Below are 25087 nucleotides of genomic sequence, written 5' to 3' on the forward strand. Positions count from 1 at the left end.
AAAAGCCATCAAACGTAAACCTTTATTATGCTAAAAAAAATACAATTCGGTGACACTTTCTTACCAATTCATGAATTAAAATGCTATGAATTTTGCATCATTTCATAGCTATAGAATAAAAAATGCGAATAATATGAGTTGCCAGCCATGGCTTACGGCGGATACGGAGCATGAGGGAATATTGTTATAGGAAGGGCGTGTGTCGTGGGTGGCTGTAATTGTAGATTGGTTGTTGATGGTGGACTATGGATTGTTGAAAAAACTTACAATCAAGCGAATGACCTCAACAACCAACAAGTCATCCCGAACTTGTTTCGGGATCTTAATCTTAAAGATGCCGAAATAAATTCGGCATGACGCTTCCTGCTGGTATAACGATGCTCACTGTTAACAGCGTCCTAAAACATTATCCAGTCTATCAAATGGTAATTGCAAAAGCTACAGTCAGGCGAAAGACCTCCACCACCCATAAGTCATCCCGAACTTGTTTCGGGATCTTATATTGAAAGATGCCGAAATAAATCCGGCATGACGCTTCCTGCTGGTATAACGATGCTCACTGTTAACAGCGTTCTAAAACATTATCCAGTCTATCAAATGGAAATTGCAAAAGCTACAATCAGGCGAATGACCTCCACCACCCATAAGTCATCCCGAACTTGTTTCGGGATCTTATATTGAAAGATGCCGAAATAAATTCGGCATGACGCTTCCTGCTGGTATGACGATGCTCACTGTTAACAGCGTCCTAAAACATTATCCAGTCTATCAAATGGTCATTGCAAAAGCTACAATCAAGCGAATGACCTCAACTACCTATAAGTCATCCCGAACTTGGTTCGGGATCTTTATACTGAAGATGCCGAAATAAATTCGGCATGACGCTACTTACTAGTACGACGCCTAAAATTGATACTGATGCCATCTTAAATATATTTTAACATCTAATCACAAATACTCGCTTTCCATATCGATCCTGAATTGCTCGATTTCATTAACACTAAACCAATCAAAAGCCAAGTCAGCTAAATCCTTATTAGTCTCTCTCACCAGGTTCCATTTCCATTCCGCATGCCAGTTTTTCAATTGCTTTTCCCTTCGTATTGCATCAGTCATGTTTTCGAATTTTTCAAAATGAACAAGGTCCGTAAGTTGGTACTGCGAGGCAAATACGGAACCAATGCCTGCCTTGTGTTCAAGCATCCTTCTTTCAAGATTATTGGTGACGCCGATGTAAAGCGTAGTTCTCTTGTAGTTGCTGATTATATAAACAGCAGGATATTTCATAGAAAATATTGATGAATATTGAATGAAGATACAACTTAGTTTTTAGCATTTATTTGATGCGGGGCAATAGATCAAAAAGTTATTGAAGATGCCGAAATAAATTCGGCATGACCACGGCCAGCGATACAATGACTTCCATCGGTATGACGACCGCCAGCGGTGTGACATTGTTCAATGGTAACACAGCCTTTAACTATCATAATCGCAATTCAAGAGTAATAGCTAAAACTGCAATCATGCGAATGACTTCAACAACCTATAAGTCATCCCGAACTTGTTTCGGGATCTTTATACTAAAGATGCCGAAATAAATTCGGCATGACGCTTCTTGCTGGTATGACGACCGCCAGCGGTGTGACATTGTTCAATGGTAACACAGCCTTTAACCATCATAAGCGCAATTCAAGAGCAATAACTAAAACTGCAATCATGCGAATGACTTCAACAACCAACAAGTCATCCCGAACTTGTTTCGGGATCTTTTATTGAAGATGCCGAAATAAATCCGGCATGACCACGGCCAGCGATACAATGACTTCCAGCGGTATGACGACCGCCAGCAGTATGAAGCTGTTCACTGGTAACACAGCCTCAGACCATCATAATCGCAATTCAAGAGCAATAACTAAAACTGCAATCATGCGAATGAACTCAACAACCAACAAGTCATCCCGAACTTGTTTCGGGATCTTTATACTGAAGATGCCGAAATAAATTCGGCATGACGGCCTCCATTAGCCTGACGGCCTCCATTGACATTACGGCCTCCATTAGCATAACGGCCTTCACAGGCATGTTCGCAATAAGGCTTCCCTTGCGATTGAATTTATTCAACGGCTGAAGAAAGCATAAAAAACATCAGATAACATCTGCCGGATGATGAGTGCCGAAAAAGCAAGCTTACCTTCCTTCGAGGATGCGAATGTAATTCGCCCGCTCATAGGCCGTCGGGTCGGCGATATACTGTTGACTCATAATACCCTTAAAGGAATGGATAGTGGGAAAGCCGCTTTCCTGCATCCAGGCATCAAGTGCATTATTGATGGTGCTGATGGAATCAATGCCGTTTTTGTATAAGGCCGATGCTGTCATGGCGACATCGGCGCCGGCCAGCAGGTATTTGATCACTTCCACAGCGCTCTGCACTCCGGTGGTCGCGGCCAGGGAAACAGGCACCCTTCCATACAGCATGCCCAGCCATAGCAGCGGCAGCCTTATCTCATTAGGTTCGCTGTATTGCAGGTTGTGCCGGATCTTGAGTTCGGAGATGTCGAAGTCGGGCTGGTAGAAGCGGTTAAAGAGCACAAGCGCATTGGCGCCGGCCTGCTGCAGCTTCATGGCCATGTGTCCCATGGAGCTGAAATAAGGGTTCAGCTTCACCGCCACCGGAATCCTCACCGCCGTTTTCACCATTTCCACAATATGCAGGTAACGGTGTTCCACCGAAGCCGCGGCCATGTTCACATCGCCTGGAATGAAGAAGATATTGATCTCCAGCGCATCAGCGCCGGCCTGTTCCATGTCGCGGGCATAGGTGATCCATCCTTCCGGCGTGATGCCGTTGAGGCTGCCGATGACGGGTATGTCCACGCGCTCCTTCGCCTTGCGGATATGCTCCAGGTACTGATCGGTGCCGAAGTGGTATTCATCGAGATCAGGGAAGAAGCCGGAGGCCTCGGCAAACGGATGGGTGGTGGCGCCTTTGATGGAATGATAATGCGCTGTTTCCTTTTTGATCTGTTCTTCGAACAGGGAAAACAGTACTACGGCCCCGGCGCCGGCATCTTCCATCTGCACGATGTTGCCGATCTCTTCCGAAAGGCTGCAAGCCGACACCACTACCGGTGAGGAGAGGGTCAGGCCCATGTAGTTTGTTAACAGGTTCATGGTGGTGTGTTATATGTTTTTGTTCAGGCTACAGGCACAAAATCACTGGCGCTCTTGGTGGCCAGCTCTTCATAATTCTTCCAGCGCAGGTTCACCATTTCCTGTGCCAGCGACATCAGCGAGGCCGCTTCTTCAGGGTTGGTGTGGGTGAGTACTTTGTAGCGTAATTCGTTATAGGCAAATTCCTTCAGCGGTATCAGGGGCCGTGTGGAATCAAGTATGAAGGGGTTTTGCTTTTTTGTTCGCAGCACAGGATTATAGCGGAGCAACGGCCAATAGCCGCTCGACACCGCCTTGCTTTGCTGCGACAAGCCATCTTTCAGATCATATCCATGGGCGATGCAATGGCTGTAGGCAAGTATCAGCGAAGGGCCATCGTAGGCCTCGGCTTCCCGCATGGCCAGCAGTGCCTGCTGCGGGTTGGCACCAAATGCAATGCGGGCCACGTATACATTGCCGTAAGAAATAGCCTGCAAGGCCAGATCCTTCTTGCCTCCCCGTTTGCCGGCAGCGGCAAACTTGGCCGTGGCGGCGGTAGGTGTGGCCTTTGAGCTTTGGCCACCCGTATTGCTGTAAACCTCCGTATCCAGCACCAGGATGTTGATGTTTCTGCCGGTGGCCAGTGCATGATCGAGGCCGCCATAGCCGATATCATAAGCCCAGCCATCGCCGCCGACGAGCCACACGCTCCGGCGTACCAGCTGATCGGCCACCGAGAGCAGGTGGCTGGCGGTACTGCCTGGAATAGCAGCCAGCTTCACTTTCAACTCCTGCACCCTGCTACGTTGCGCCACGATCTCCGACTCCTGCAATTGCGGAGCGCTGAGGAGGTCGTGTACCATGGTGGCACCGAGCTCAGGCTCGAGCTGTTTCAGCAGTTGCTCTGCCATCACCAGCTGCTGATCGGCTGTGATGCGCATGCCAAGCCCGAACTCCGCATTGTCTTCGAAAAGAGAGTTAGACCAGGCCGGCCCTTGCCCCTGGCTGTTGGTGGTCCATGGCGTGGTGGGCAGGTTACCACCATAGATGGAAGAGCAGCCGGTGGCATTGGCAACCAGCAGCCGGTCGCCAAACAATTGCGACAGCAGCTTCAGGTAAGGTGTTTCGCCGCAGCCGGCACAGGCACCGGAGAATTCAAAGAGCGGCTCCAAGAATTGCGCGCCATGCACGGTGGAGAAATTGATGGTGGAGCGGTTGTTCCAGGGCAGCTTGTCAAAGAAGGCAATGTTCTCTTTCACCTGGCTGATGACCGGTTCTTTCTCCGCCATGTTGATGGCTTTCAGTGAATGGTTGCCGGGTGCAGTGGCCGGACATACCTCCACGCAGAGGTTGCATCCGGTGCAATCTTCCGCATATACCTGCAGCGTATATTTTGTTTCCGGGAAGCCGCGCGCATTGATCGGCGCCGACTGAAAAGATGCCGGTGAGCCTTCCAGTAAATCTGCATGATAGAACTTGGCGCGAATCACGCTGTGCGGGCAGACATAGGCGCAGTTGCCGCACTGTATGCAGATGCCGGGCTCCCACACCGGAACAAGGTCGGAGATGTTTCTCTTTTCCCACCGCGTGGTGCCGCTTGGATAGGTTCCGTCGTGCGGCATCTTGCTGACGGGTAGGTCATCACCGTGACCCGACATCATCACAGCTGTAACCTCTTTCACAAAGTCCGGCGCATCGGCGGAAACCACAGCGTGCAGGCCGGCAGTAGCCGTGACCTTGTCAGGAACCGTCACCTCATAGAGATGCGCCAACGTGGCATCTACCGCCGCGAAATTCTGCTCTACCACGGCTTTTCCCTTTTTTGAATAGGTCTTTTCAATGGCATGTTTGATCTGCGCGATGGCTTCTTCCCTCGGCAGTACACCACTCAGCGCGAAGAAACAGGTTTGCATGATGGTATTGATCCGGCCACTCATGCCGGTGTCTCTTGCCACGGCGGTGGCATCTATTACGTAACATTTCAGTTTTTTGGTGATGATCTGCGACTGCACATTAGCCGGCAGGTAGTTCCAGACAGCTGCGGCATCATAAGGACTGTTCAGCAGAAAAGTGCCGCCGGACTTAATCATCTCCAGCATCTCCACCTTCTCTACGAAGTTGAACTGATGGCAGGCGATGAAATCCGCTTTGCCGATGAGGTAAGGCGCTCGTATCGGCCGCGGCCCGAAGCGCAGATGGGAAACAGTGCGGGCGCCTGACTTCTTGGAGTCGTACACGAAATAGCCCTGTGCATACAGCGCGGTGTTTTCCCCGATGATTTTGATGGTATTTTTGTTAGCCCCTACGGTTCCATCGGCGCCAAGACCAAAAAACAAAGCCTGCCGCCATTGCGACTCATCGAGTGAGAAGGCGGGATCATACGGCAGACTCGTATGGGTGACATCGTCGTTGATGCCAATGGTAAAATGATTTTTAAGCAGGGCATTGCCGGTTGACTGTGCGGCTTTCTTCAATTCATCAAATACACCTTTCGCCATGGCCGGTGTGAACTCTTTGGATGACAACCCATAACGGCCGCCAATAACCTGCGGTATCTTTTTCAGCTTCCCTTGCTGCAGCCCTTCCACGAATGCCGACAGCACATCCTGGTACATCGGCTCGCCCGAGGCACCTGACTCCTTGGTACGGTCGAGCACGGCTACGGCTTCAACAGATGCCGGGAGCGCATTTAAGAGGTGCGTTACGGAGAAAGGCCGGTATAACCGTACCTGGATGACACCGGTTTTTTCGCCGGAAGCGTTCAGTGCATCCACGGTCTCCGCCACCGTTTCACCACCCGAACCCATGATGATGATGACCTGCTTTGCATCAGCGGCACCGCTGTATTGAAAGAGTTCATAATGCCGTCCCGCCACTTTTTCAAAATCACGCATCACCGCTTCCACTATAGCAGGCGTGCTGTCGTAGTAGCCGTTGACCGTTTCGCGGCTCTGAAAATATACATCGGGATTCTGTGCGGTGCCGCGGATAAAAGGATGGTCGGGGTTGAGTGCGCGGCTGCGGTGTGCCAGAACGAACTCATCGTCAATCATCGACCTGATTGCTTCATCGGGCAGCAACTCCACCTTATTCACCTCATGCGAGGTGCGGAAGCCGTCAAAAAAATGAATGAAAGGAATCCTCGAACGCAAAGTTGCCGCCTGCGCAATTAGCGCGAAATCATGTGCTTCCTGCACGCCGGCAGCAGCCAGCATGGCAAAGCCCGTGGTGCGTGCCGCCATCACATCCTGATGGTCGCCGAAGATGGACAAGCCCTGCGCCGCGAGCGAACGTGCCGCCACATGAAAAACACAGGCAGTGAGTTCTCCGGCAATCTTATACATGTTGGGCAACATCAGCATCAGCCCCTGTGAAGCCGTGAAAGTGGTGGTGAGCGATCCTGTCTGCAGGGCGCCATGCACCGTGCCGGCAGCACCGCCTTCACTCTGCATCTCGATGATATCAGGGACATTGCCCCAAATATTTTTAATGCCTCTGGCGCTCCATTCATCAGCCAGCTCGGCCATGGTGGAAGAGGGTGTGATGGGATAGATGGCGCAAACCTCATTCACACGATACGCCACGTACGCCGCGGCTTCATTGCCATCAATCATGGCTATATTTTTATTACTTGCTGACATGGTTTCAGAGTTTGACTGGTTCCGGGATCATTTCAATCGCATGACATGGGCATTGTTCGTAGCAAACGGCACAGCCGGTACAGAGGCTGTAGTTGAATTTATACCGCTTGCCGGCGCCGAGTTTGATAATGGCATCTTCCGGACAGGCGCCAAAGCATCCATCGCACTCGAAGCAATTGCCGCAGCTCAGGCATCGTTGCGCTTCATAACGGGCTTCCGGCTCAGTGAGCCCGCTGATGACCTCATCGAAATTCCTCACCGCCACTTTTGGCGGCAGTTTTTGCTGTGCGATCAGCGGCGCCTCCGTTTTGTACCACATCTGCAGCTTGCGATAGCCGGCCGTCGGGTGCTTCTCCCCTTTCACGAAGGTTTCGTTGCGCAGGTAAGCATCCAGGTACTTCGCCGCCTTTTTTCCATGGCCAATGGCAATAGTGGCGCTGCGCGTTTCACCCGGCAGCATATCACCGCCGGCAAAAATTCCGCGGTAGCCGGTCATCCTTTCCGCATCAATCACCACGGTTCCGTCTTCTCTCAGCTGAATGCCATTCAAAGGCTGCAGATAGCCGGTTTCAGCTTCCTGCCCCATGGCAACAATGACCAGGTCGGCCGGCAAGGTTTCCATTTCACCGGTGCCCACCGCTTTTCCCTTTTCAACCTTCATCTGTTCAAGGGTAAGCTTCTTCTTTTCGATATTGGAAATACTCCTCAGCAGTTGCACTTCAACCCCTTCGGCTAGTGCGTCGTCGGTTTCATAGTCATAGGCCGGCATCAGTTTTTTATCGCCCGGAAACAGGACCATCGCCTCCGAATGAAACCGTTTGAGGATACGGGCGAGATAGAGTGCCAGCTTTCCGCCGCCATAGACAGCGATCTTTTTATTATGAAAAGGCAGGCTGTCCGTTGCTGCTTCCTGAAAGAAGGAGAAGGCATCCGTTATGCGGACCGATCCGTCTGTCGGGATGCGTGCCCCATTGATATGTTGCGCGCCGGTGGAAAGGTAAACAGCATCAAAACGGCCGTCCTGTTTTTCCTTCAGCAGGTCTTTTATTTCATGATTCAGGTGGAATTTCACACCCAGCTTTTCAATGCGTTCAGTTTCCGCATCGAGTATATTTTTAGGCAACCGGTATTCGGGAATTCCTGTTCTCAGCAATCCGCCCAACAGCGGACCGCGCTCAAAAACTTCTACTTCATAACCCATGCGGGCGAGGTGATAGGCAGCAGATAATCCGCCCGGACCGGAACCAACCACCATCACACGTTTGCCCGCAGGAACAGACAGTGTATTGATCGGCCATTGCAGCCGGATCGCTTCATCGCCGATGAACCGCTCTACGGCATGAATATTCACGGTAGTATCGATATGGTTGCGATTACAACCGGTTTCGCAGGGCTTCACACAAATACGGCCCATGATGGCAGGAAAAGGATTGTCGGCTACGAGGCTTTGAAAAGCCGCGAAGTAATCACCGGACTGCGCGAGGGAAAGCCATGCCTGAATGTTTTCACCGGCCGGACAGGCGCTGTTGCAGGGTGGCATGAAGTCGAGGTAAATGGGCCGGCGGTTTCGCAATGGCCCGGTTCCCTGTGGATGACCGGCCATGTCGATGGGTTTCGTGATATCGGTGGTCGACACGATGGTATTATTTATGGATACTGATGAATGAATGCGAACGAAACTGAAAATTCCCGGTTTTGGCCAGAAAATAGCTTGACAATTGTCATACGACGCATTGATTGTAATCATGTTTCTTTTTCAAATACGGAAAGACTGCAACAGCTGATAGCAAGGCAGTGCCCATCATTTCCCGGCTGCCATAATCCTGCTATTATTATATTTAAAGCAGGAGACCGGTGATGCATGATAACTGAGTAAGAGCTGTATCCTTTTTCCCCGGCAAACTTCAGATGACCTCGTTACACATTTTTTCACCTGCACCACTGACACTGGCCCCGGTTATTAATCCTGCAGGCTTCATCCAACCTGAGAGGAAGGTGATGGAAGCAGTACAAGCAGTTGCCGGCGAAGATTCATGTGCTCCGGTTGCATGGCGTCAGCCTGCGTTCAGGCACAGCAGACACGATAGAACCACACTATGAAATACGAGATTTCCAAAACCGCCCGTGCATTAATATTTTTTCCCGTGCTGCTGCTGAGCATGCCGCATGTAATGGCACTAATGGCAAGCGGACACGATGCAGCAAAGCCGGCTAGAAAAATAACCGTCACCTTTAAGATTGATCTGACGGGAGAAATGAAAAACGTGAAAGACCCTGCTTCCGCAGGCATCCGTGGTAATGTGGCGCCATTGTCGTGGGATAAAACTTATGCGATGACAGATGCTGACCATGATAATATGTATGAAGCCACCATAACATTTGAATCCGGTGCGAATGCATTGCAACTGGAATACAAATTCATACATGATCAGTCGGTTTGGGAAACCAGTGATAACCGCATCCTGTCAACAACAGCTGTCAGCATTATATTACCTGTTGCAAAATGGAATGACGGGCCCGCTGTGGTGATGAGTGAGCATGCGAAGGATTCTATCGCACAAAGTAAACTGTATCATGAAATCGCTGCTATGGATAGTGTGTTGTTCGCGGCTTATAACAGGCAGGATATCGAAAAGATCAAAACCATGTTTGATGAAGACCTTGAATTTTATCATGATCAGGGAGGCCTGACTACTTATGATCAGAATATCGAAAGTTTACAAACCCTGTTCGCGAAGGGATACAACGTACAACGCAGGCTTTTGAAAGAAACGCTGGAAGTTTTCCCGGTGAAAGACTATGGTGCGATGGAGATCGGGGCGCATGAGTTTTGCCATGTTGAAAACGGCAAGATGGACTGCGGCACTTTTAAATTCCTCATGATATGGCGTTGGAAAGACGGAGCATGGAAAATTACCAGGGTGGCGAGTTATGATCACTGATTGTAGGTTGTGTTGATGGCATTATTGCAGCCGAAATTGAAATTTTGTTGGCTAACTGCTTCCGCTGCATAAAATCAACGGCGATTGAAGTCCATTTGTTGACATGCGTGCGAAAGACGTCATGGCTGTGAAGGGTGTAATGCCAATGAATGGCGTCCTGCCATTGAATGGCGTCATCCCGGTGAATGACGTCATGCCAATGAATGGCGTTATGCCGGTAAAGGCGTCATGCCGAATTTATTTCGGCATCTTTCAATATAAGATCCCGAAACAAGTTCGGGATGACTTATAGGTTGTTGAAGTCATTAGCTTGATTGTAGCTTTTGCAATTACCACTTGATAGACTGGATAATGTTTTAGGACGCTGTTAACAGTGTTCATCGTTATACCAGCAGAAAGCGTCATGCCGAATTTATTTCGGCATCTTTCAATATAAAATCCCGAAACAAGTTCGGGATGACTTATCGGTTGTTGAAGTCATTAGCTTGATTGCAGTTTTAGTTATTGCTCTTGAATTGCGATTATGATGGTCTAAGGCTGTGTTACCAGTGAACAGCTTCATACTGCTGGCGGTCGTTATACCAGCAGGAAGCGTCATGCCGAATTTATTTCGGCATCTTAATACTAAAGATCCCGAAACAAGTTCGGGATGACTTATTGGTGGTTGAAGTCATTAGCTTGATTGCAGTTTTAGTTATTGCTCTTGAATTGCGATTATGATGGTCTAAGGCTGTGTTACCAGTGAACAGCGTCACACCGCTGGCGGTCGTCATACCAGCAGGAAGCGTCATGCCGAATTTATTTCGGCATCTTTAGTATAAAGATCCCGAAACAAGTTCGGGATGACTTATAGGTTGTTGAAGTCATTAGCTTGATTGCAGTTTTAGTTATTGCTCTTGAATCGCGATTATGATGGTCTAAGGCTGTGTTACCATTGAACAATGTTACACCGCTGGCGGTCGTCATACCAGCAGGAAGCGTCATGCCGAATTTATTTCGGCATCTTTCAATATAAGATCCCGAAACAAGTTCGGGATGACTTATTGGTGGTAGAGGTCATTCTCCTGATTGCAATATTTGTTAATGCATTGGAATAGCAACTATGCCCGCAAAACGCAGTTACGCCGTTATCCATTGCCACAGGCTTCTACCAACGGCAATTGATGCCATACAGACGAAAAGAAGTATGTTATCCTGCAATCATCAACCACAGACTTCGATTTTTCCCTTCTCTCCAGGTCACTCCAGATATTCCACCACAATCGCGATATCACTGTTACGGCCCTTATCATCCGTGCAGGAAATCTTCACCCTTCCGGCCTCGGGCGTGAAAAAGATTTTATCATGCACTCCGGCTGTGGCATAAAACCTGTTATTAATATACCAATACACCGTTTTCACTTCATTGTCGGCGTGGCAGGTAAGCTGCAGCTGTTGCTGTTCATCTTTCTCCAGCAGGTATTGCAGCCCGTCAGTGGGCGATGTGATGACCGGTGCATTCTGCGTGTAGATGCGGCTGCAGGCCGGATTATGCGGCGGCACCTTTTCATAGGGCAGTTTCTGAAACTCGTAGTAGGCAACCACTTCGGGCAGCAGGTTCGGGTACCATTTTTTCTTATAGCCGTTCTCAGGCAGGCAGTTCCTGCAGTAGGAAATCGCTGAATCTGCGGAAACAAAAACCTCTTTCAGGTGATTGCATTTTTGCATCGTGGATATGCCGGGCATAAAATAATCCATCACCTGTTCGTTGCAAAACTCATTGGGCGGCAAACCCGACTCAGCGCAGACATACCGGAAATCAAGTGATGACGGCATCTTAAACCAATCATTGGCGGAGTTATACGATAAGGTGTTAAATAAATCAAAGAGCAACGGAGTCGCAATGTCGGCACCGGTCAGTTCGGGAATACCATTGCCGGAAAAATTACCAACCCAAACTCCGATCGTGAATTCCTTATTGTAACCAATGCTCCATGCATCACGCCTGCCGTACGAGGTGCCGGTTTTCCATGCCACTTTTGGCAGGTGCATGCTGCTTTCATAATTGTTGGGCAAATCAGGACGAAGGTGTTGCGTCAGGATTTCTGTTGTCATGTATGCCGATGCACCGGTCAGCAACCGGAAGGAATCCGCCCTTGCGTTTTGCTGTGTCCATACAAGTTTTCTCCAGATACCCTGATTGGCGAAGCAGGCATAGAGGTTTGTCAACTCTTCCAGTTTCACGCCACAGCCACCCAATATCACCGACAGGCCGAGTTTATCTTTGTCTGCTGCAACCTGCCTGAATCCGGCCAGCTTCAGCTGCGCGATGAATGACTGCACACCGAGCAACTCCAGCATTTTCACCGAAGGCACATTCAGCGAATTGGCCAGTGCCGTTTCCACTGTGATGTTGCCGCGAAACTGCTTGTCGTAATTCTGCGGCAGGTATCCATGAAAGTTCACCGGCACATCGGCGATCACTGAATGCGGCGTAATGATTCCCCTGTCAAACCCTAATGCATAGAGCAATGGTTTCAGTGTGCTGCCCGGCGACCGTATGGCACGCACGCCATCCACCTGTCCGTGATCACTGCTGTTGTTAAAATCCGCAGAGCCAACATAAGCTTCCACACTGTTGTCTTTGTTGTTTATCACCAGCACGGCACAATTGGTGATGCCCATGTAATGAATGCGCTGCACATAATTGAAGGCTATGTTCTCCGCCTTTTCCTGCTTCTTCTGATCGATGCAGGAATGTATGATCGGTTTATCGTGGTACATCTGCGCCAGGCGAAGCGACAGGTGCGGCGCCAGCGATGGCACATTATGACGCACATCATTCATGGGTTCGAGCAAGGCATCTTCAATTTCTGCCTGCGGAAAAATCTTATCCTTCGCGAAGCGGCGCAGCCATTTATTCCTTTCCTCAATGATTAACGCATTGTCTCTGCCGATGATGAGCGATGAAGGCCGGTTGGGAATGATGGTGAGTACTACGGTTTGTGCAAGACTCATGTAATCGGGCGACTGCTGAAAGTAAATCAAGGACGCACTCTTTACGCCTTCGATGTTACTGCCATAAGGAACAAGATTGAGATAGAGTTGCAGTATTTCATCTTTGCTGAACTGCCACTCGAGTTGAAATGCCCTGCCTATCTCCACCAGTTTATTTGAATAGGTCCGCTCTTTGGGCTCCAGCATGCGTGCCACCTGCATCGTAATGGTTGATGCGCCTGATGTTTTTTTTGATTGCAGCAGGTTGTTGAACATCGCCCGCACAATAGCCACGGGATTAATACCAGGATGATAGTAGAAATATTTATCCTCTTTGTAAATGATGGCTTTCTTCAAAACGGGTGTTATTTCCTGCAGCTCGGTTTTCATCCGCCATTTCTCGTCGCTGCTCAGATATGCATGTAACACACTGCCATCGGCGGCGGTGATGATCTGCGAATAGTGCAGTTTAATACGCAACGGGAATAACGCATTCAAGAGCAGGAATAGCAACAACAATCCGCATGCTGTATAAACCGAACGGCGCATCCAATTTTTATGGAAGTACCGGTGAAACAGCTTTTTTATCCAGTCAAATGAACGCTCCAACATGCGAGGCAGAAAAACTTCAGGTGAAATTAGTAATTAACACATTGGCGATGGCGGAGGTCTTGCTGCCACAGGCAAACGAAGTGCTCAGGACAGGAGACTGGCACGTTGTATTGTAACCGTAATCAACGGCACCGCTATCAGAAAAAATACGTTGCGTAGTGGCTGCTGTTTTCCGGGTTTGTCTTCACCCGAAGCGATGGTGTGCTACAAAAATGCTTTGAATGAAAGTGAGGCTGCGTCCATTCAATGTATGTTACACCGTAGTAGTATCTTTGCCGCTACCCCGCGTTTTGATTGCCGGCAATTATTACGGCGTAAAATTTTGAAAAAAGGTTTCTTCATACTGCTGCTGTTGTTGCCCGTTATGGTGCGGGCACAGCCTATATCTTTGCAGGGTATCGTGATGGATTCGGCAAGCGGCGGCGGCATTTCCTACGCCACAATCATTATCAACGACAACAATACAACCGGCACAAGGGCTGATTCATCAGGGCATTTTGTAATCAGGTCTGCTAAACCTCTCACCTCCCTCACCTTCAGCATGGTTGGTTACCGGTCGCAGCGATTAACATTTTCCGCTGCAGACGCAAGTAACTGGCTGAATGTCTATCTCGTGCACAAAGAATCAGAACTGGATAATATTACAGTGCTGGCCGGCGAAAATCCGGCAAACAGGATCATAAAGGCCGCTGTAAAAAACCGCGAAAAAAATAACTATGCAAACCTGCGGTCTTATGCCTACACGGCGTATGAAAAATTTGTATTGACGGGCATACCCAATGCGGAGGCGCTGCGTGATTCGTCGCACACGAAGTTATTCAGGTATGTTGATCAGCATCACCTGCTGGTGATGGAGTCGGTGGTGAAACGCATACACCTCGAGCCCGACCTCACCAAAGAAACAGTGATGGCGCAAAAGGTTTCCGGATTGCAAAATCCAAACTTCACGGTACTCACTTCTGAGTTTCAGACCACCAACTTTTACAAACCATTCATCAATATCACCACCACTGATTTCGTGAATCCCATCAGCCCCAACAGCTGGAACAATTACTTCTTCAACATTATTGATACCGTGTACTCCGGCCAGGATACTGTTTTTGTGATGACCTATAATCCTGCCAAAGGAAAACATTTCTCCTCCCTGAAAGGCATCATTGAAATCAATTCCGATGGCTATGCCATTCAGCATGTGGTGGCTGAACCTTCGGATACTTCACTGGCTACACTGTTCGTAAAAATTGAACAGCGGTATGCAAAGGCAGACAGCACGCATTGGTTCCTTTCGCAGATCAATACGAACATCGGCTTCAAGAAATTTTTCATTGATGGGCTGCAAGTGAGCATGACCGGCACTACCCATGTAACGGAAGTAACGATCAATCCGCCGCTTACGCGGAAAGATTTTGACGGTGTGGGTATAGACATACTGGAAGATGCGGCGAAGAAGAGCGACGACTACTGGAATACACAGCGGGCAGTCACGCTGACAGAACGCGAGAAGACCACCTACAGCCTGCTCGACAGCGTGGGCAGTAAAAACAACTTCGACAATAAGATCAATATGCTGAGTTCGCTGCAGGATGGAAACCTTAAGTTAAATTATGTAAGCATTCAGCTCTATAATGTGATTAAATATAACCGGCAGGAAGGCATCCGCCTTGGCATGGGGCTGGAAACAAACAGCGACCTGATGCGCAAATACAAGGTCGGCGGATTCGCGGGTTACGGGCTCCATGATCATGTTTGGAAATACGGTGGCTTTTTTGAATGGAAAGTATATTATCCGAAAAACATCAAGCTCCTTTTCAACTACTCGATGAGTTATGAAGAAAGCGGAGGCACGGAATATTACCAGGGCAGCTACTGGGGCAACAATGAAAATTCCAGAAACTACACCATCACCAATTTTGATTTTGCCGAACGTAAAGAAATTGCATTCACCTCGCGGATCAGAAAATATGTGAACCTGGAGCTTACGGCATTTGATGTACATAAAGATCCGACGAGCTCTTATGCCTTCGTCAATTCACATTCCGGTGAACCGGTGGTGCAGGATCAGTTTGATTTTGCAGGGTTTAAGGCGGCGGCCCGTTTCTCCTATAAAGAACGCATCGTGGAATCACTCGATCGGTATTACTGGATTAACATGGGTTACCCGACGGTATGGCTGCAGGTAACACAAGGCATCAATGGGTTTATCAATGGTGAATTCACTTACACGAAGTATGAAACCAAATTCAGCTATGCCTTTCCGACAAAATCAATCGGTATTACCAACATCACCCTCGAAGGCGGATGGGTGAATACCGACATGCCGGCCACAGATCTGTTCAGCGGCCGGTCAAGTTACTCGCTGCTGGGCTTGTTTTCCGCCAACAGTTTTCAGACCATGCGTTCCAATGAATTTGTGAGTAATGGTTTCGCCTCGGTATTTTTCCGGCAGGATTTCCAAAGCAATATTATCCGCTGGGGAAAATTTCAACCCAACTTTGTTTTTGTCACCAACATTGGCTGGGGAAAATTATCACATCCGGAAGATCACCTGAATACAAGGATCAGAAGCATGGAGAAAGGTTATTTTGAATCCGGGTTGATGATTAATAACCTGGCCGGGAAGAAATTCTTCGGCATTGCGCGGCTGAGTATCGGCGGAGGTGTCTTTTACCGTTACGGGCCTTATGCTTTCAGTAACGTGTTCGATAATCTTGCCATGAAGCTGAGCTGGTCCTATAACTTTAAATAGGAACACTGACAGACGCGTACTTCTTTCCCTTTGCGTTTCAATAATCTTCACCCCTGTACGTTATTCAGCCGGTATCGTCAAACGTATAGTGACAGCGTATACTGCAAGCAACCGGGCCAGTTTTCTGCTTTAACAAAAAAACAAACAATCATGCAGACAGACAGAAGGAAATAGTTGCGGCAGGTTGGCTTAGGTGTTGCAGGGCTGAGTTTAACGCAACTGAAATCATTTGGCTTACCGGCAACCCAGCTGCTGTCACCACGCCCGGCAGTCGACAACGTGATTCGTTTGAGTTCAAATGAAAATCCTTACGGGCCTTCTCCGCTGGCAAGAGAGGCAATGACTGACAGCATCCTTAACAGCAACAGGTATAACTGGAACATTACAGGAGATCTGATTGCAGCAATAGCGATAAAAAACAATGTTACCGACGATAATATCTTAATTGCTGCCGGTTCAACCGAAATATTAGACACCCTCGTTCACCATTTTGCCATGCAGCAAGGCAGCTTTGTTGTCGCAGCACCTTCCTATACCAATTGGTCAAAGGCCGGAGAAAAAGCGGGATTGAAAAAAATAACCGTTCCGCTTACCGCAGATAAAAAACACAATCTGCAAGCCATGCTGGCAGCGATTACCGCGCACACAAAATTTATTTATGTGTGCAATCCAAACAACCCGACCTGAACAATCTGCGATCGCGAAGCACTTGTTTCATTCATCAGCTAAGCGACAAAAAAAACAACCGTATTGATTGATGAAGCATACCTCGACTTTACAGACCAGGCTTCCGTCAGCAACCTTGTTACTGAAAATAATAACCTGGTTGTTGTAAAAACCTTTTCAAAAATTTACGGATTAGCAGGTGCCCGCATCGGCTATGCCATTGCACACAGCAGCATGATAGAAAAAATCAGTGCACTGCAAACCTGGTCATGCGGAGATGTAAGTGTGGTATCAAGAGTTGGTGCCATAGCATCTTTAAACGATGATGCATTCTTGCAACAGTGCTACACAAAAAATGAGGCAGCAAGAAAATATACCATTGGCCAACTGACACAACGCAACATTGCCTGCATACCATCTCACACCAACTTCATCTATTTTTCACTGACAAATTACCAGAAAGACTTTTTTGCATTGCTTAAAAGCAATAACATTCAAGGGACAAATATCTTCGAAGAAGACGGCAGGTGGACACGAATAACAGTGGGAACTATGGACGAAATGCAAAAGTTCATATATGCAATAACATAGGTAATATGGAAACGCTGTGTTTTGCCCACTGATGATCCGGAAAAATTCTGAAACCTTCACACGACTGTTTGCAGTCAACCTTTGAGGGAAGAAAATGAATGCGGATTGATAAAACGATGTACCAGTCTGTTATCAGAAGCTATCTCAAAATACCCGGAGTCATCCTGTCCCGATTGATCAGGATCAGGATCTGTTCAATTCATTGACAGATGCCGAAATAAATCCGGCATGACCGCTTTGATTGCCTGTTTTGAGATAGCTTCAAAATTAACCCGGATAAATTAATGCGACAGTCAATAGGCCGCGTAAAAACATCAATTAGCCATTCAAACCAATAAGTGTCCTCGTAGGGACTCGAACCCTAGACCCGCTGATTAAGAGACACAGGATTAACGTATTTATCTGGTTTGATTTGATGCAAACCCTCTCTCATCTCATAGCTAAACGTTACATCGTTGATTCATTTTGAAACATAAAAAATCAGATTTTGTGTGCAAGTGGTGTGCAAATTTTTCTTAGCTTTACACTCTATGAATACCAATATTGTGCTCTCACTTGACACCCGGCGCAGCAAAAAAGACGGTTCATTTCCGTTGGTGATGCGTCTTGGCCACAATCGCAGAACCACATCCATTCCTACCGGCATCAGCCTGAAAGAAAAAGATTGGGACGAAAAAAATCGACTCGTTCGAAAATCTTATCAAGGGGTTGATACTGTCGCAAGGTTAAATAACCTTCTGCAAAAAAAGAAATCGGAAGCCATGGATGTGATTATGAAGCTAGATGAGGACGGCGACCTGAATGCAATTTCAGTGGCTGATCTCAAAAATCGGCTTCATCAGGCCAGCGAAAGCCAATCCTTTTTTACGTTTACTGAACAACTAATTGAGGAATTAAAAAAGGCTGGTCGATTTGGGACAGCACGCTCTTACAATTGCGTTTATAACGTTGTCCGGCAGTTTAATCAAGACCGGGACTTGCCTTTTAAGGGCATCACCTATTCTTTTCTCAGTAACTTTGAAACAAGTCATACCAGCAAAGGAAATACTGCAAATGGACTGGGCGTATATATGCGCACCATTCGCGCCATTTATAATAAGGCTATCAAATCTGCACTTGTTGAAAAGGATCTCTATCCTTTTCAGGTTTACAAAATCAAATCCATTCCAACGGAAAAACGCGCACTTGAATGGGAGTCGCTAAAAAAAATCATAGAACTGGAGTTGGGCCCGGAGCATCCCTGTTTTAATGCTAGGAATTATTTTGTAGCCAGTTACATGATGTATGGGATGAATTTCAGCGATCTTGCTTATCTGAAGAAAACTGACCTTCAATTGGGCCGGATTCTTTATCGCCGCAGAAAAACCGGAAAGCTTTACGATATAAAAGTCTCAGATCAATTAAAGGCTATACTTGATCACTATCTTGCCTCATCAAGGGAAACAGAATATATCTTTCCCATCCTCAAAAGAGAGAAACCTGAACAACAGGATAAGGATATTCAATGGGCGCGGAAACGCTATAATAAAAAATTAAAAAGATTAGCAACATCCTGTAGTATTGAGAAAAATCTAACGAGTTACGTTAGCCGACATTCATTCGCTACACAGGCAATGCTCCAACAAGTGCCCATTAATGCCATTAGTTCAATGCTTGGGCATTCAAGTTTAAAAACAACCGAGATTTACTTGAAGGCATTACCCAATAATATTCTTGATGACTACAATGCTAAGATCATGGAAGGAACTTGATTTCTGAATAGAACTTGTCCAAGTAATACAATTAATTCAAGTTTTTTCGTAATAATTGTGCGTTAATGGCGACTATGATTGTGCTCAAACTCATGAAAACTGCGCCTATTGCCGGACCTAAGACAAAACCCGATGCATAAAGCACCCCTGCTGCCAAGGGGATTGCAAAGGCATTGTATCCTGTAGCCCAAACAAGATTCTGAATCATCTTTTTGTAAGTCGCTTTGCCAAATAGAATTAAATTGAGAATATCCTGCGGATTGCTATTCACTAAAATAATGTCAGCTGTTTCTGCAGCTACGTCGGTACCAGAACCAACTGCAATTCCAACATCTGCTTGAGCAAGCGCCGGTGCATCATTCACTCCGTCACCGGTCATAGCCACAAACTCTCCTTTATCCTGTAAATCTTTTATGATCTTTACTTTTTGGTGCGGTAATACTTCCGAGAAATATCCATCAAGTTTGAGCTGCTGACTTACTGATTTTGCAACCACCTCATTATCTCCAGTTGCCATGTACACTTTGATGTTGTTATCTTTGAATTTCTGAATTGCCTCTGCTGATTCAGGTCTTATTTCATCAGCGAGCGCAATAAAACCTGTGAGTTGATTATCGATTAAAAGAAAGACTATAGTTTCGGCTTCAGAACTAAAAGTGTTATCGGGAACCGAAATTTTTTGGTCCTTTAAGTATCCAGGACTAACAACTTTTACCTCTTTACCTTCGACCATTGCTTCCACTCCTTTGCCGGGAATAGCCTTGAAGTATTCCGGTTTTGGAATAGAGATTTTCTTCTCCTTTATTTTTCTCATAATACCGCTTGCAACAGGATGTTCGGATGACAATTCCAAAGCGCCTGCAATTCGTAACACTTCATCTGAAGTATAGTTTTTTGACAGCGATTCAATTCTCGTCACACCAAATTCACCCTTAGTCAGTGTTCCTGTTTTATCAAAAACGATGGCGGAAATTTTTCTGGATTCTTCAAATGCTGTTCTGTTTCGAATAAGTAACCCATGTTGTGCTGATATCGCAGTGGAGATGGCAACAACCAAAGGCACAGCCAATCCTAAAGCGTGTGGGCATGAAATCACCATTACTGTTACCATTCTTTCCAATGCAAATACAAATGGAAAACCAAGCAGTAGCCAAACCGCAAGCGTTCCGAATCCGGCCGAGAGGGCGATGTACGTCAGCCATTTTGCAGCACGGTCAGAAAGATTTTGCATTTTCGACTTTGACTTTTGTGCTTCTTCAACCATCGTAATCACTTTATTCAGATAGCTGTCTTTGCCTGTATGCTCCACCCTTACTTTAACTGAACCATTTCCGTTGACGGAGCCGCCAATCACTTTACTATTCACTTCTTTCTTCACGGGTTTAGATTCACCGGTGAGCATGGATTCATTCAGGTAACTTTCGCCTTCAACCACAATGCCATCAGCGGGGACTTTTTCTCCGGGCTTTACTACGATCACATCGTCTTTTTGTAATTCTTCCAAATTCACATCCATGACGTGTTCACCGTGAACCTTGTGCGCAACTGAAGGCATCATACTGACGAGCAGTTGTAATGCTTTTGATGCACCAAGAACTGATTTCATTTCAATCCAATGACCAATGAGCATAATATCTATCAATGTGGCAAGCTCCCAGAAGAAATCCATTCCTTGCAAGCCAAAAACAGTCGCACTGCTATAGAAGTAGGCGACTGAAATTGCCATTGCGATCAATGTCATCATCCCAGGATTCTTTGCTTTGATCTCGGAAATGAACCCTTTCAGAAACGGCAATCCTCCATAGAAGAAAATAATGGAGGAAAGAATAAAAAGCACATACTTATCTCCAGCAAAAGTAAAATTGAAACCCAAGAACTTTTGAATCATCTCTGAGATCAACAGTACAGGAATGGTTAAAATCAAAGAGACCCAAAATCTTTTTTTAAAGTCTTCAATCATCATTTTATGATGATTGTGGCCTTCCATTCCCATTGGAATAGCTCCGTGTCCGGAGTGATCCATCTGTGAATGATCCATTTTACTGTGATCCATTTTGGGCATGCCCGGTTGTTGATGTTCCATTTTCAATTTTATTACTTATGAAGACGATAAAGAATTAGCGCAATTACCCAGGGTAATGTAAAAGCCAGCAATACCCATTTGAAATCTGATCCTATCATGAAGTTTAGAGCTGTCATAGAGACAATTGAAAAAAGTCCTGCAATGACAACAACGACAAATGCTCCGCGCGCTCGTGTTCGAAACGATGTAAAGGCTATGAAAACGGTCAGCAATCCGGCTGTGAAAATGTAACCTCCCATTACCCAAAATACTTTGGATAACCAATTCAAAAGACCGGGAATCTGCTCTTGTGTGCTTTCCAAAGTTGATTTCATATATCGCAAATCTTCTGGCAATAAGGGGGGCCGAAGAAAAATGAAGTATAATCCCACACAAATGAGAAGAAATCCTCCGAATGCCAAAATTATTGCCGAATAGGGTTTATAATTCATTACAGAGAATTTACCTCAAATTGTTTTTTAGTGTCATTAAGCATGTTGTTCAAACACCATTTACAATACCAGTGCGCCAGTAAGAAGTAAAGAACGCTATGAAACCATCCACCCGGCGGCGTGTAGTCAATTTGCAGCGAGGCCAGGGTTCCTTCTTTTGATGGTTCAGTTTTCAAAATCATGCGATACCATCCGAGCAAAATGATTTTTGGTGCTCCGATAGTTTCTCAAACCTTCTCCTGGCTTTCAATCCACTTTGTCACTGTTTCAATTATTTCAATCGGCATTCCCATCACTTTCCCCTCCCAATGAAATGTTGCTCCAACACCCTTCGATGGTCCCGGCAATTGTTCAAGAACCAGTTTGCTGCCCATCATCATCATTGAATTTTCGCGCATGTGCATTCCTGTCTTCGACAAATCATCCATGAATGCGAAAACTTTTTCAGGAGAAGCGTGAATGCTGATTTGCTTTTGCATTGTTTTCATTTCTTCTGATTTTAGATTTTCAGTTTGGCTGAAAAGGACTGAGCATCGATGATGGGATATTCGACCTTATTCATGGGTGGCCTCTTTAATATTTAAAAAATCTATTTCCAACCTGGTCATTTTAGAATAGAAACTCAATTCCATTTTAGTGTCTTTGGAGAGATACACTAAGTGGTCAAGTCCGGCCCACAACAAAAACCATCCTGCCGGTTCAAATAATACAAGTAAAAAATGAAGATGGTATTTTTCAGGTTTCATGTAAGACAGATAACTTGCTGTTAGCATTAAAGCTATGCCTATAACAGTAAATGTGATCCCTTTCCTGTTTGTATTCCTTATATCACTTTTTACGTGCTGATAAGCATCTTTGAAATGTGAATGAAGTCTTTTAATGATTACTTTTTCGTCCTGCTCCTTTCTTGCCGAAGCCGGTAATAATAGTTTTAAAGACATTTTATTTCCATCCTTTGTTTTGGAAAATTTTTGAGCCTGTAGGACAAAATCATCTGATAATGTTCTTTCTGAATATTCGCTTGGGTCAAAAGCAGAAAATATATCGCTATAAGAATTAAGCAATATGCTTATCTCCGCATGTTTGAGTAGAGATTGCTTTAGAACGGGATTTATTTCTTTTTTCATGATGCAATCACATTTTCATACCGCCCATCGCGTTGGCTCCATTCTTTAAAACAAAACCGCTGTTTAACAGATAAGCACCGGAAGAAACAACAAGAGCACCTTCTTCGATGCCCGACAGTATTTCCACTTCCGTTTTATTTTCAATTCCGGTTTTAACCATCCTGCTTTCATACATGCCTGGCTTTGTTTCTATCCAGACTGAAATCTCTTTCGATAGCACCAAAGCCGATTTAGGAATCACCAATGCTTTTTTCTGATTGCGTTTTACAGAAATCGTTGCCATCATCCCCGGTTTTATTCTACTTGCATTGTTTTGGACAACAATTATAACTGCAGCAACTTGTTTGCCGGCATCGAGGATAGGCGGATTCTGAATGATTTGTCCTTTAAAAAGTTCGTCAGGCAATGCTTCAAACTCCAATTCAATTTCAGGGTTTTGAAGGAGATACGAAATTTCATTCTGATAAATTCCGGCATTCACCCAAATGGTCTCTAATGAAGCAATTTTGAAAAGAGGAGTTCCTGTTGAAACATATTCGCCCTCGCTGATATTCAATGCTGATAAGTATCCGCTTACATTGCTGAAAAAGGTTAGTGTTGGAGAGGATTTTTTATTCTTTGCCAATTCATTTATTTGTGTTTCGCTTAAACCCCACAGCAAAAGTTTTTTATGTGATGCCTCCAACAAAGCGTCCACGGTATTCTTTTGCTCTGTAAAATTTGATTGCTGTTCAATTGAAAGAAGAAACTCATTTTCATCGGATAGGAGTTCTTCGCTGTAAACAGAGTAAAGTGGCTGCCCCTTTTTTACCTCCTCACCCGGATTACGCACAAACAATTTTTCTATTCTTCCATTCACACGCGAATTGATGCTGCTGATACTATTTTCATCAACGGCGGCACTGCCGGTGAATGCTGCTGTTTCAAAAATGGTTTTGATTTGCGCGGTGTCAATTGCAAGCTGGATTAAATCCTGTTCCTGTGCTGTGAGGTGCATCATGTTATCCATCATGTCCATTCCTGCATGTTCATCCGTTTCTTGTTTTGGCTTATTGCATCCAAAGAGCAAAAACAGAAGTATTACAGATGATAATTTTACTGATGTACACATTTCTATTCGGGTTTAATCAAACTTTCGCTGTCGAGCAGGTAACCGGCATCTTTTGCAATTTCGTCCTGTGCAGTAATTCCTGAAATTACCTGCATGTATCCGCCTGTTTCTTTTCCGACTTTAATTTCTTTTGCCTGTAACATTTTACTTCCCTGCTGCGAACTTTCTTTTTTGAGCCAGACAAATTTTCTGTTGCCAAGAGACAATACAGAAGAAGAAGGAACTACAAGATATTTTCCGGTTTCTGCAAATTCAATGCTTACGATTGAGTTGACTTTTAAGTTCAACGATTCATTTTTTAGATATACTCTTGCCTGTAGAAATTTTTGTCCTTCTTTAAATGAAGGTTCCATAAAACTGATGCTTGCATTTATCGTTTCGCCCGGCAGCAATTGACTTTTTATTTTCACCGGAAGGTTTGGTTTTATTTCCGCGCCTTCATTTGCATCAAAGGCAACAATGGCATACACTTCTTTGCAATCGTTCAGCACAAACAATGTTTGTCCTTTGCTTACATAATCGCCTTCACTGATTTTTGCACCTGATTGCATTTGATTTGCGGCTATAGATTGTTGTGCACCCTCACCACCGTTCATTCCGTTCATGCCTGATGATACAGAAGAAGCATTTTGGGATGAACTATTTTGCTGCTGCGGAAGATCATAAAGAATAAATCCGTCATAGAGACTGTAAATGGTAATTGATTTCAGCGGTTGTCCGCTTGCTTCAATTTCATTTAATTGCATTACGGAAAGTCCGAGTAATTTTAATTTCTTTTTAGTTGCATCAATTAGATTTGAATCACTTTTTGTTTTCAGGTGATGCAGGAATTCTTCCTGATAAGTATTTAATTCAGGGCTGTACAACTCCAGCACTTTATCGCCTTTATACACATACTGATAATTGTATTTCAGATACAGTTTTTCGATTCTTCCGGCCACACGCATTGCAACTTTGTTATTTCTTCTTTCATCAAATGCAATGTATCCGGCAGCATAGATAGTGTCAGAAATATTCTTAACTATTGGATGAATGGTTTGCGCATTGGAAATTATCATTTTGTTTGCAGGAGCTAAAACATTCTGAAACCCGGTGTCTGATTTATCTGATTGATGATTCATTCCTGACATCTCCTCCGTTTTCATTTCAGGCATGTCCTGCATCGAATTATTTTCATCGCTCTCCTGCTTTTTATTGCTGCTGCAACCGGCAATTAAAAAAAGAATGATGATAATATGCAGAACCGTCTTGTCCATT

At 45.7% G+C, this 25087-nt stretch carries 16 protein-coding genes; 5 read left to right on the forward strand and 11 right to left on the reverse strand.

What is annotated here, in order from left to right:
* Nucleotides 1-948: 948 nt before the first annotated feature.
* The 4 genes from K1X61_13105 to K1X61_13120 all read right to left on the reverse strand — a co-directional run bounded on the left by K1X61_13105 (nucleotide 949) and on the right by K1X61_13120 (nucleotide 8433).
* Nucleotides 949-1287 carry a GIY-YIG nuclease family protein gene (locus K1X61_13105; GenBank protein MBX7109583.1) on the reverse strand — a complete coding sequence of 113 codons (339 nt, stop codon included), beginning with the start codon at nucleotides 1285-1287 and terminating at the stop codon, nucleotides 949-951.
* Nucleotides 1288-2187: 900 nt separating this feature from the next.
* The gene (locus K1X61_13110) at nucleotides 2188-3174 is read right to left on the reverse strand and encodes a dihydroorotate dehydrogenase-like protein (GenBank protein MBX7109584.1); all 987 of its coding nucleotides are present in this window, start codon (nucleotides 3172-3174) and stop codon (nucleotides 2188-2190) included.
* A 23-nt stretch (nucleotides 3175-3197) separates the two neighbouring features.
* Nucleotides 3198-6794, reverse strand: coding sequence for a pyruvate:ferredoxin (flavodoxin) oxidoreductase (gene nifJ, locus K1X61_13115; GenBank protein MBX7109585.1), 3597 nt, complete (start codon nucleotides 6792-6794; stop codon nucleotides 3198-3200).
* A gap of 4 nt (nucleotides 6795-6798) precedes the next feature.
* Complete coding sequence (locus K1X61_13120) at nucleotides 6799-8433, reverse strand: NAD(P)-binding protein (GenBank protein ID MBX7109586.1); 1635 nt, start codon at nucleotides 8431-8433, stop codon at nucleotides 6799-6801.
* A 457-nt stretch (nucleotides 8434-8890) separates the two neighbouring features.
* Between K1X61_13120 and K1X61_13125 the strand changes: the two genes are divergently transcribed.
* Nucleotides 8891-9736 carry a nuclear transport factor 2 family protein gene (locus K1X61_13125; protein MBX7109587.1) on the forward strand — a complete coding sequence of 282 codons (846 nt, stop codon included), beginning with the start codon at nucleotides 8891-8893 and terminating at the stop codon, nucleotides 9734-9736.
* Nucleotides 9737-10975: 1239 nt separating this feature from the next.
* On the opposite strand, the gene pbpC is transcribed toward K1X61_13125, so the two are convergent.
* Nucleotides 10976-13261 (reverse strand): penicillin-binding protein 1C, encoded by a 2286-nt coding sequence (gene pbpC / locus K1X61_13130; GenBank protein ID MBX7109588.1) that lies wholly within the window; start codon nucleotides 13259-13261, stop codon nucleotides 10976-10978.
* A 385-nt stretch (nucleotides 13262-13646) separates the two neighbouring features.
* Between pbpC and K1X61_13135 the strand changes: the two genes are divergently transcribed.
* The 4 genes from K1X61_13135 (at nucleotide 13647) to K1X61_13150 (ending at nucleotide 19078) form a co-directional block, all read left to right on the forward strand.
* Entirely contained in the window at nucleotides 13647-16070 is a 2424-nt protein-coding gene (locus K1X61_13135; protein MBX7109589.1) for a DUF5686 and carboxypeptidase regulatory-like domain-containing protein, read from the forward strand.
* A 288-nt stretch (nucleotides 16071-16358) separates the two neighbouring features.
* On the forward strand, nucleotides 16359-16757 hold the full coding sequence (locus K1X61_13140; protein MBX7109590.1) for an aminotransferase class I/II-fold pyridoxal phosphate-dependent enzyme: 399 nt from the start codon (nucleotides 16359-16361) through the stop codon (nucleotides 16755-16757).
* Between the two features lie 63 nt (nucleotides 16758-16820).
* Nucleotides 16821-17327 (forward strand): aminotransferase class I/II-fold pyridoxal phosphate-dependent enzyme, encoded by a 507-nt coding sequence (locus tag K1X61_13145; protein MBX7109591.1) that lies wholly within the window; start codon nucleotides 16821-16823, stop codon nucleotides 17325-17327.
* Nucleotides 17328-17857: 530 nt separating this feature from the next.
* On the forward strand, nucleotides 17858-19078 hold the full coding sequence (locus K1X61_13150; protein ID MBX7109592.1) for a site-specific integrase: 1221 nt from the start codon (nucleotides 17858-17860) through the stop codon (nucleotides 19076-19078).
* A gap of 31 nt (nucleotides 19079-19109) precedes the next feature.
* On the opposite strand, the gene cadA is transcribed toward K1X61_13150, so the two are convergent.
* The 6 genes from cadA to K1X61_13180 all read right to left on the reverse strand — a co-directional run bounded on the left by cadA (nucleotide 19110) and on the right by K1X61_13180 (nucleotide 25086).
* A complete protein-coding gene (gene cadA / locus K1X61_13155; GenBank protein MBX7109593.1) occupies nucleotides 19110-21131 on the reverse strand; it encodes a cadmium-translocating P-type ATPase in 2022 nt (673 codons plus the stop codon).
* Nucleotides 21132-21172: 41 nt separating this feature from the next.
* Complete coding sequence (locus K1X61_13160) at nucleotides 21173-21592, reverse strand: hypothetical protein (protein ID MBX7109594.1); 420 nt, start codon at nucleotides 21590-21592, stop codon at nucleotides 21173-21175.
* Nucleotides 21593-21819: 227 nt separating this feature from the next.
* Nucleotides 21820-22080: a hypothetical protein gene (locus K1X61_13165; GenBank protein MBX7109595.1), complete on the reverse strand. Its 261-nt coding sequence runs from the start codon at nucleotides 22078-22080 to the stop codon at nucleotides 21820-21822.
* 66 nt (nucleotides 22081-22146) lie between these two features.
* Nucleotides 22147-22719, reverse strand: a complete 573-nt coding sequence (locus K1X61_13170) for a hypothetical protein (protein MBX7109596.1) — start codon at nucleotides 22717-22719, stop codon at nucleotides 22147-22149.
* A gap of 7 nt (nucleotides 22720-22726) precedes the next feature.
* The gene (locus K1X61_13175) at nucleotides 22727-23830 is read right to left on the reverse strand and encodes an efflux RND transporter periplasmic adaptor subunit (GenBank protein ID MBX7109597.1); all 1104 of its coding nucleotides are present in this window, start codon (nucleotides 23828-23830) and stop codon (nucleotides 22727-22729) included.
* 2 nt (nucleotides 23831-23832) lie between these two features.
* On the reverse strand, nucleotides 23833-25086 hold the full coding sequence (locus K1X61_13180; protein MBX7109598.1) for an efflux RND transporter periplasmic adaptor subunit: 1254 nt from the start codon (nucleotides 25084-25086) through the stop codon (nucleotides 23833-23835).
* Nucleotide 25087 lies beyond the last annotated feature (1 nt).

The sequence above is a fragment of the Chitinophagales bacterium genome, from assembly GCA_019694975.1.
Lineage (GTDB): Bacteria > Bacteroidota > Bacteroidia > Chitinophagales > UBA10324 > JACCZZ01.

Coding starts and splice junctions, on each gene's coding strand:
- K1X61_13105 (MBX7109583.1), bottom strand. CDS start 1,287: ATGAAATATCCTGCTGTTTATATAATCAGCAACTACAAGAGAACTACG.
- K1X61_13110 (MBX7109584.1), bottom strand. CDS start 3,174: ATGAACCTGTTAACAAACTACATGGGCCTGACCCTCTCCTCACCGGTA.
- nifJ (MBX7109585.1), bottom strand. CDS start 6,794: ATGTCAGCAAGTAATAAAAATATAGCCATGATTGATGGCAATGAAGCC.
- K1X61_13125 (MBX7109587.1), top strand. CDS start 8,891: ATGAAATACGAGATTTCCAAAACCGCCCGTGCATTAATATTTTTTCCC.
- pbpC (MBX7109588.1), bottom strand. CDS start 13,261: ATGCGCCGTTCGGTTTATACAGCATGCGGATTGTTGTTGCTATTCCTG.
- K1X61_13150 (MBX7109592.1), top strand. CDS start 17,858: ATGAATACCAATATTGTGCTCTCACTTGACACCCGGCGCAGCAAAAAA.
- cadA (MBX7109593.1), bottom strand. CDS start 21,131: ATGGATCACAGTAAAATGGATCATTCACAGATGGATCACTCCGGACAC.
- K1X61_13160 (MBX7109594.1), bottom strand. CDS start 21,592: ATGAATTATAAACCCTATTCGGCAATAATTTTGGCATTCGGAGGATTT.
- K1X61_13165 (MBX7109595.1), bottom strand. CDS start 22,080: ATGAAAACAATGCAAAAGCAAATCAGCATTCACGCTTCTCCTGAAAAA.
- K1X61_13170 (MBX7109596.1), bottom strand. CDS start 22,719: ATGAAAAAAGAAATAAATCCCGTTCTAAAGCAATCTCTACTCAAACAT.
- K1X61_13175 (MBX7109597.1), bottom strand. CDS start 23,830: ATGTGTACATCAGTAAAATTATCATCTGTAATACTTCTGTTTTTGCTC.
- K1X61_13180 (MBX7109598.1), bottom strand. CDS start 25,086: ATGGACAAGACGGTTCTGCATATTATCATCATTCTTTTTTTAATTGCC.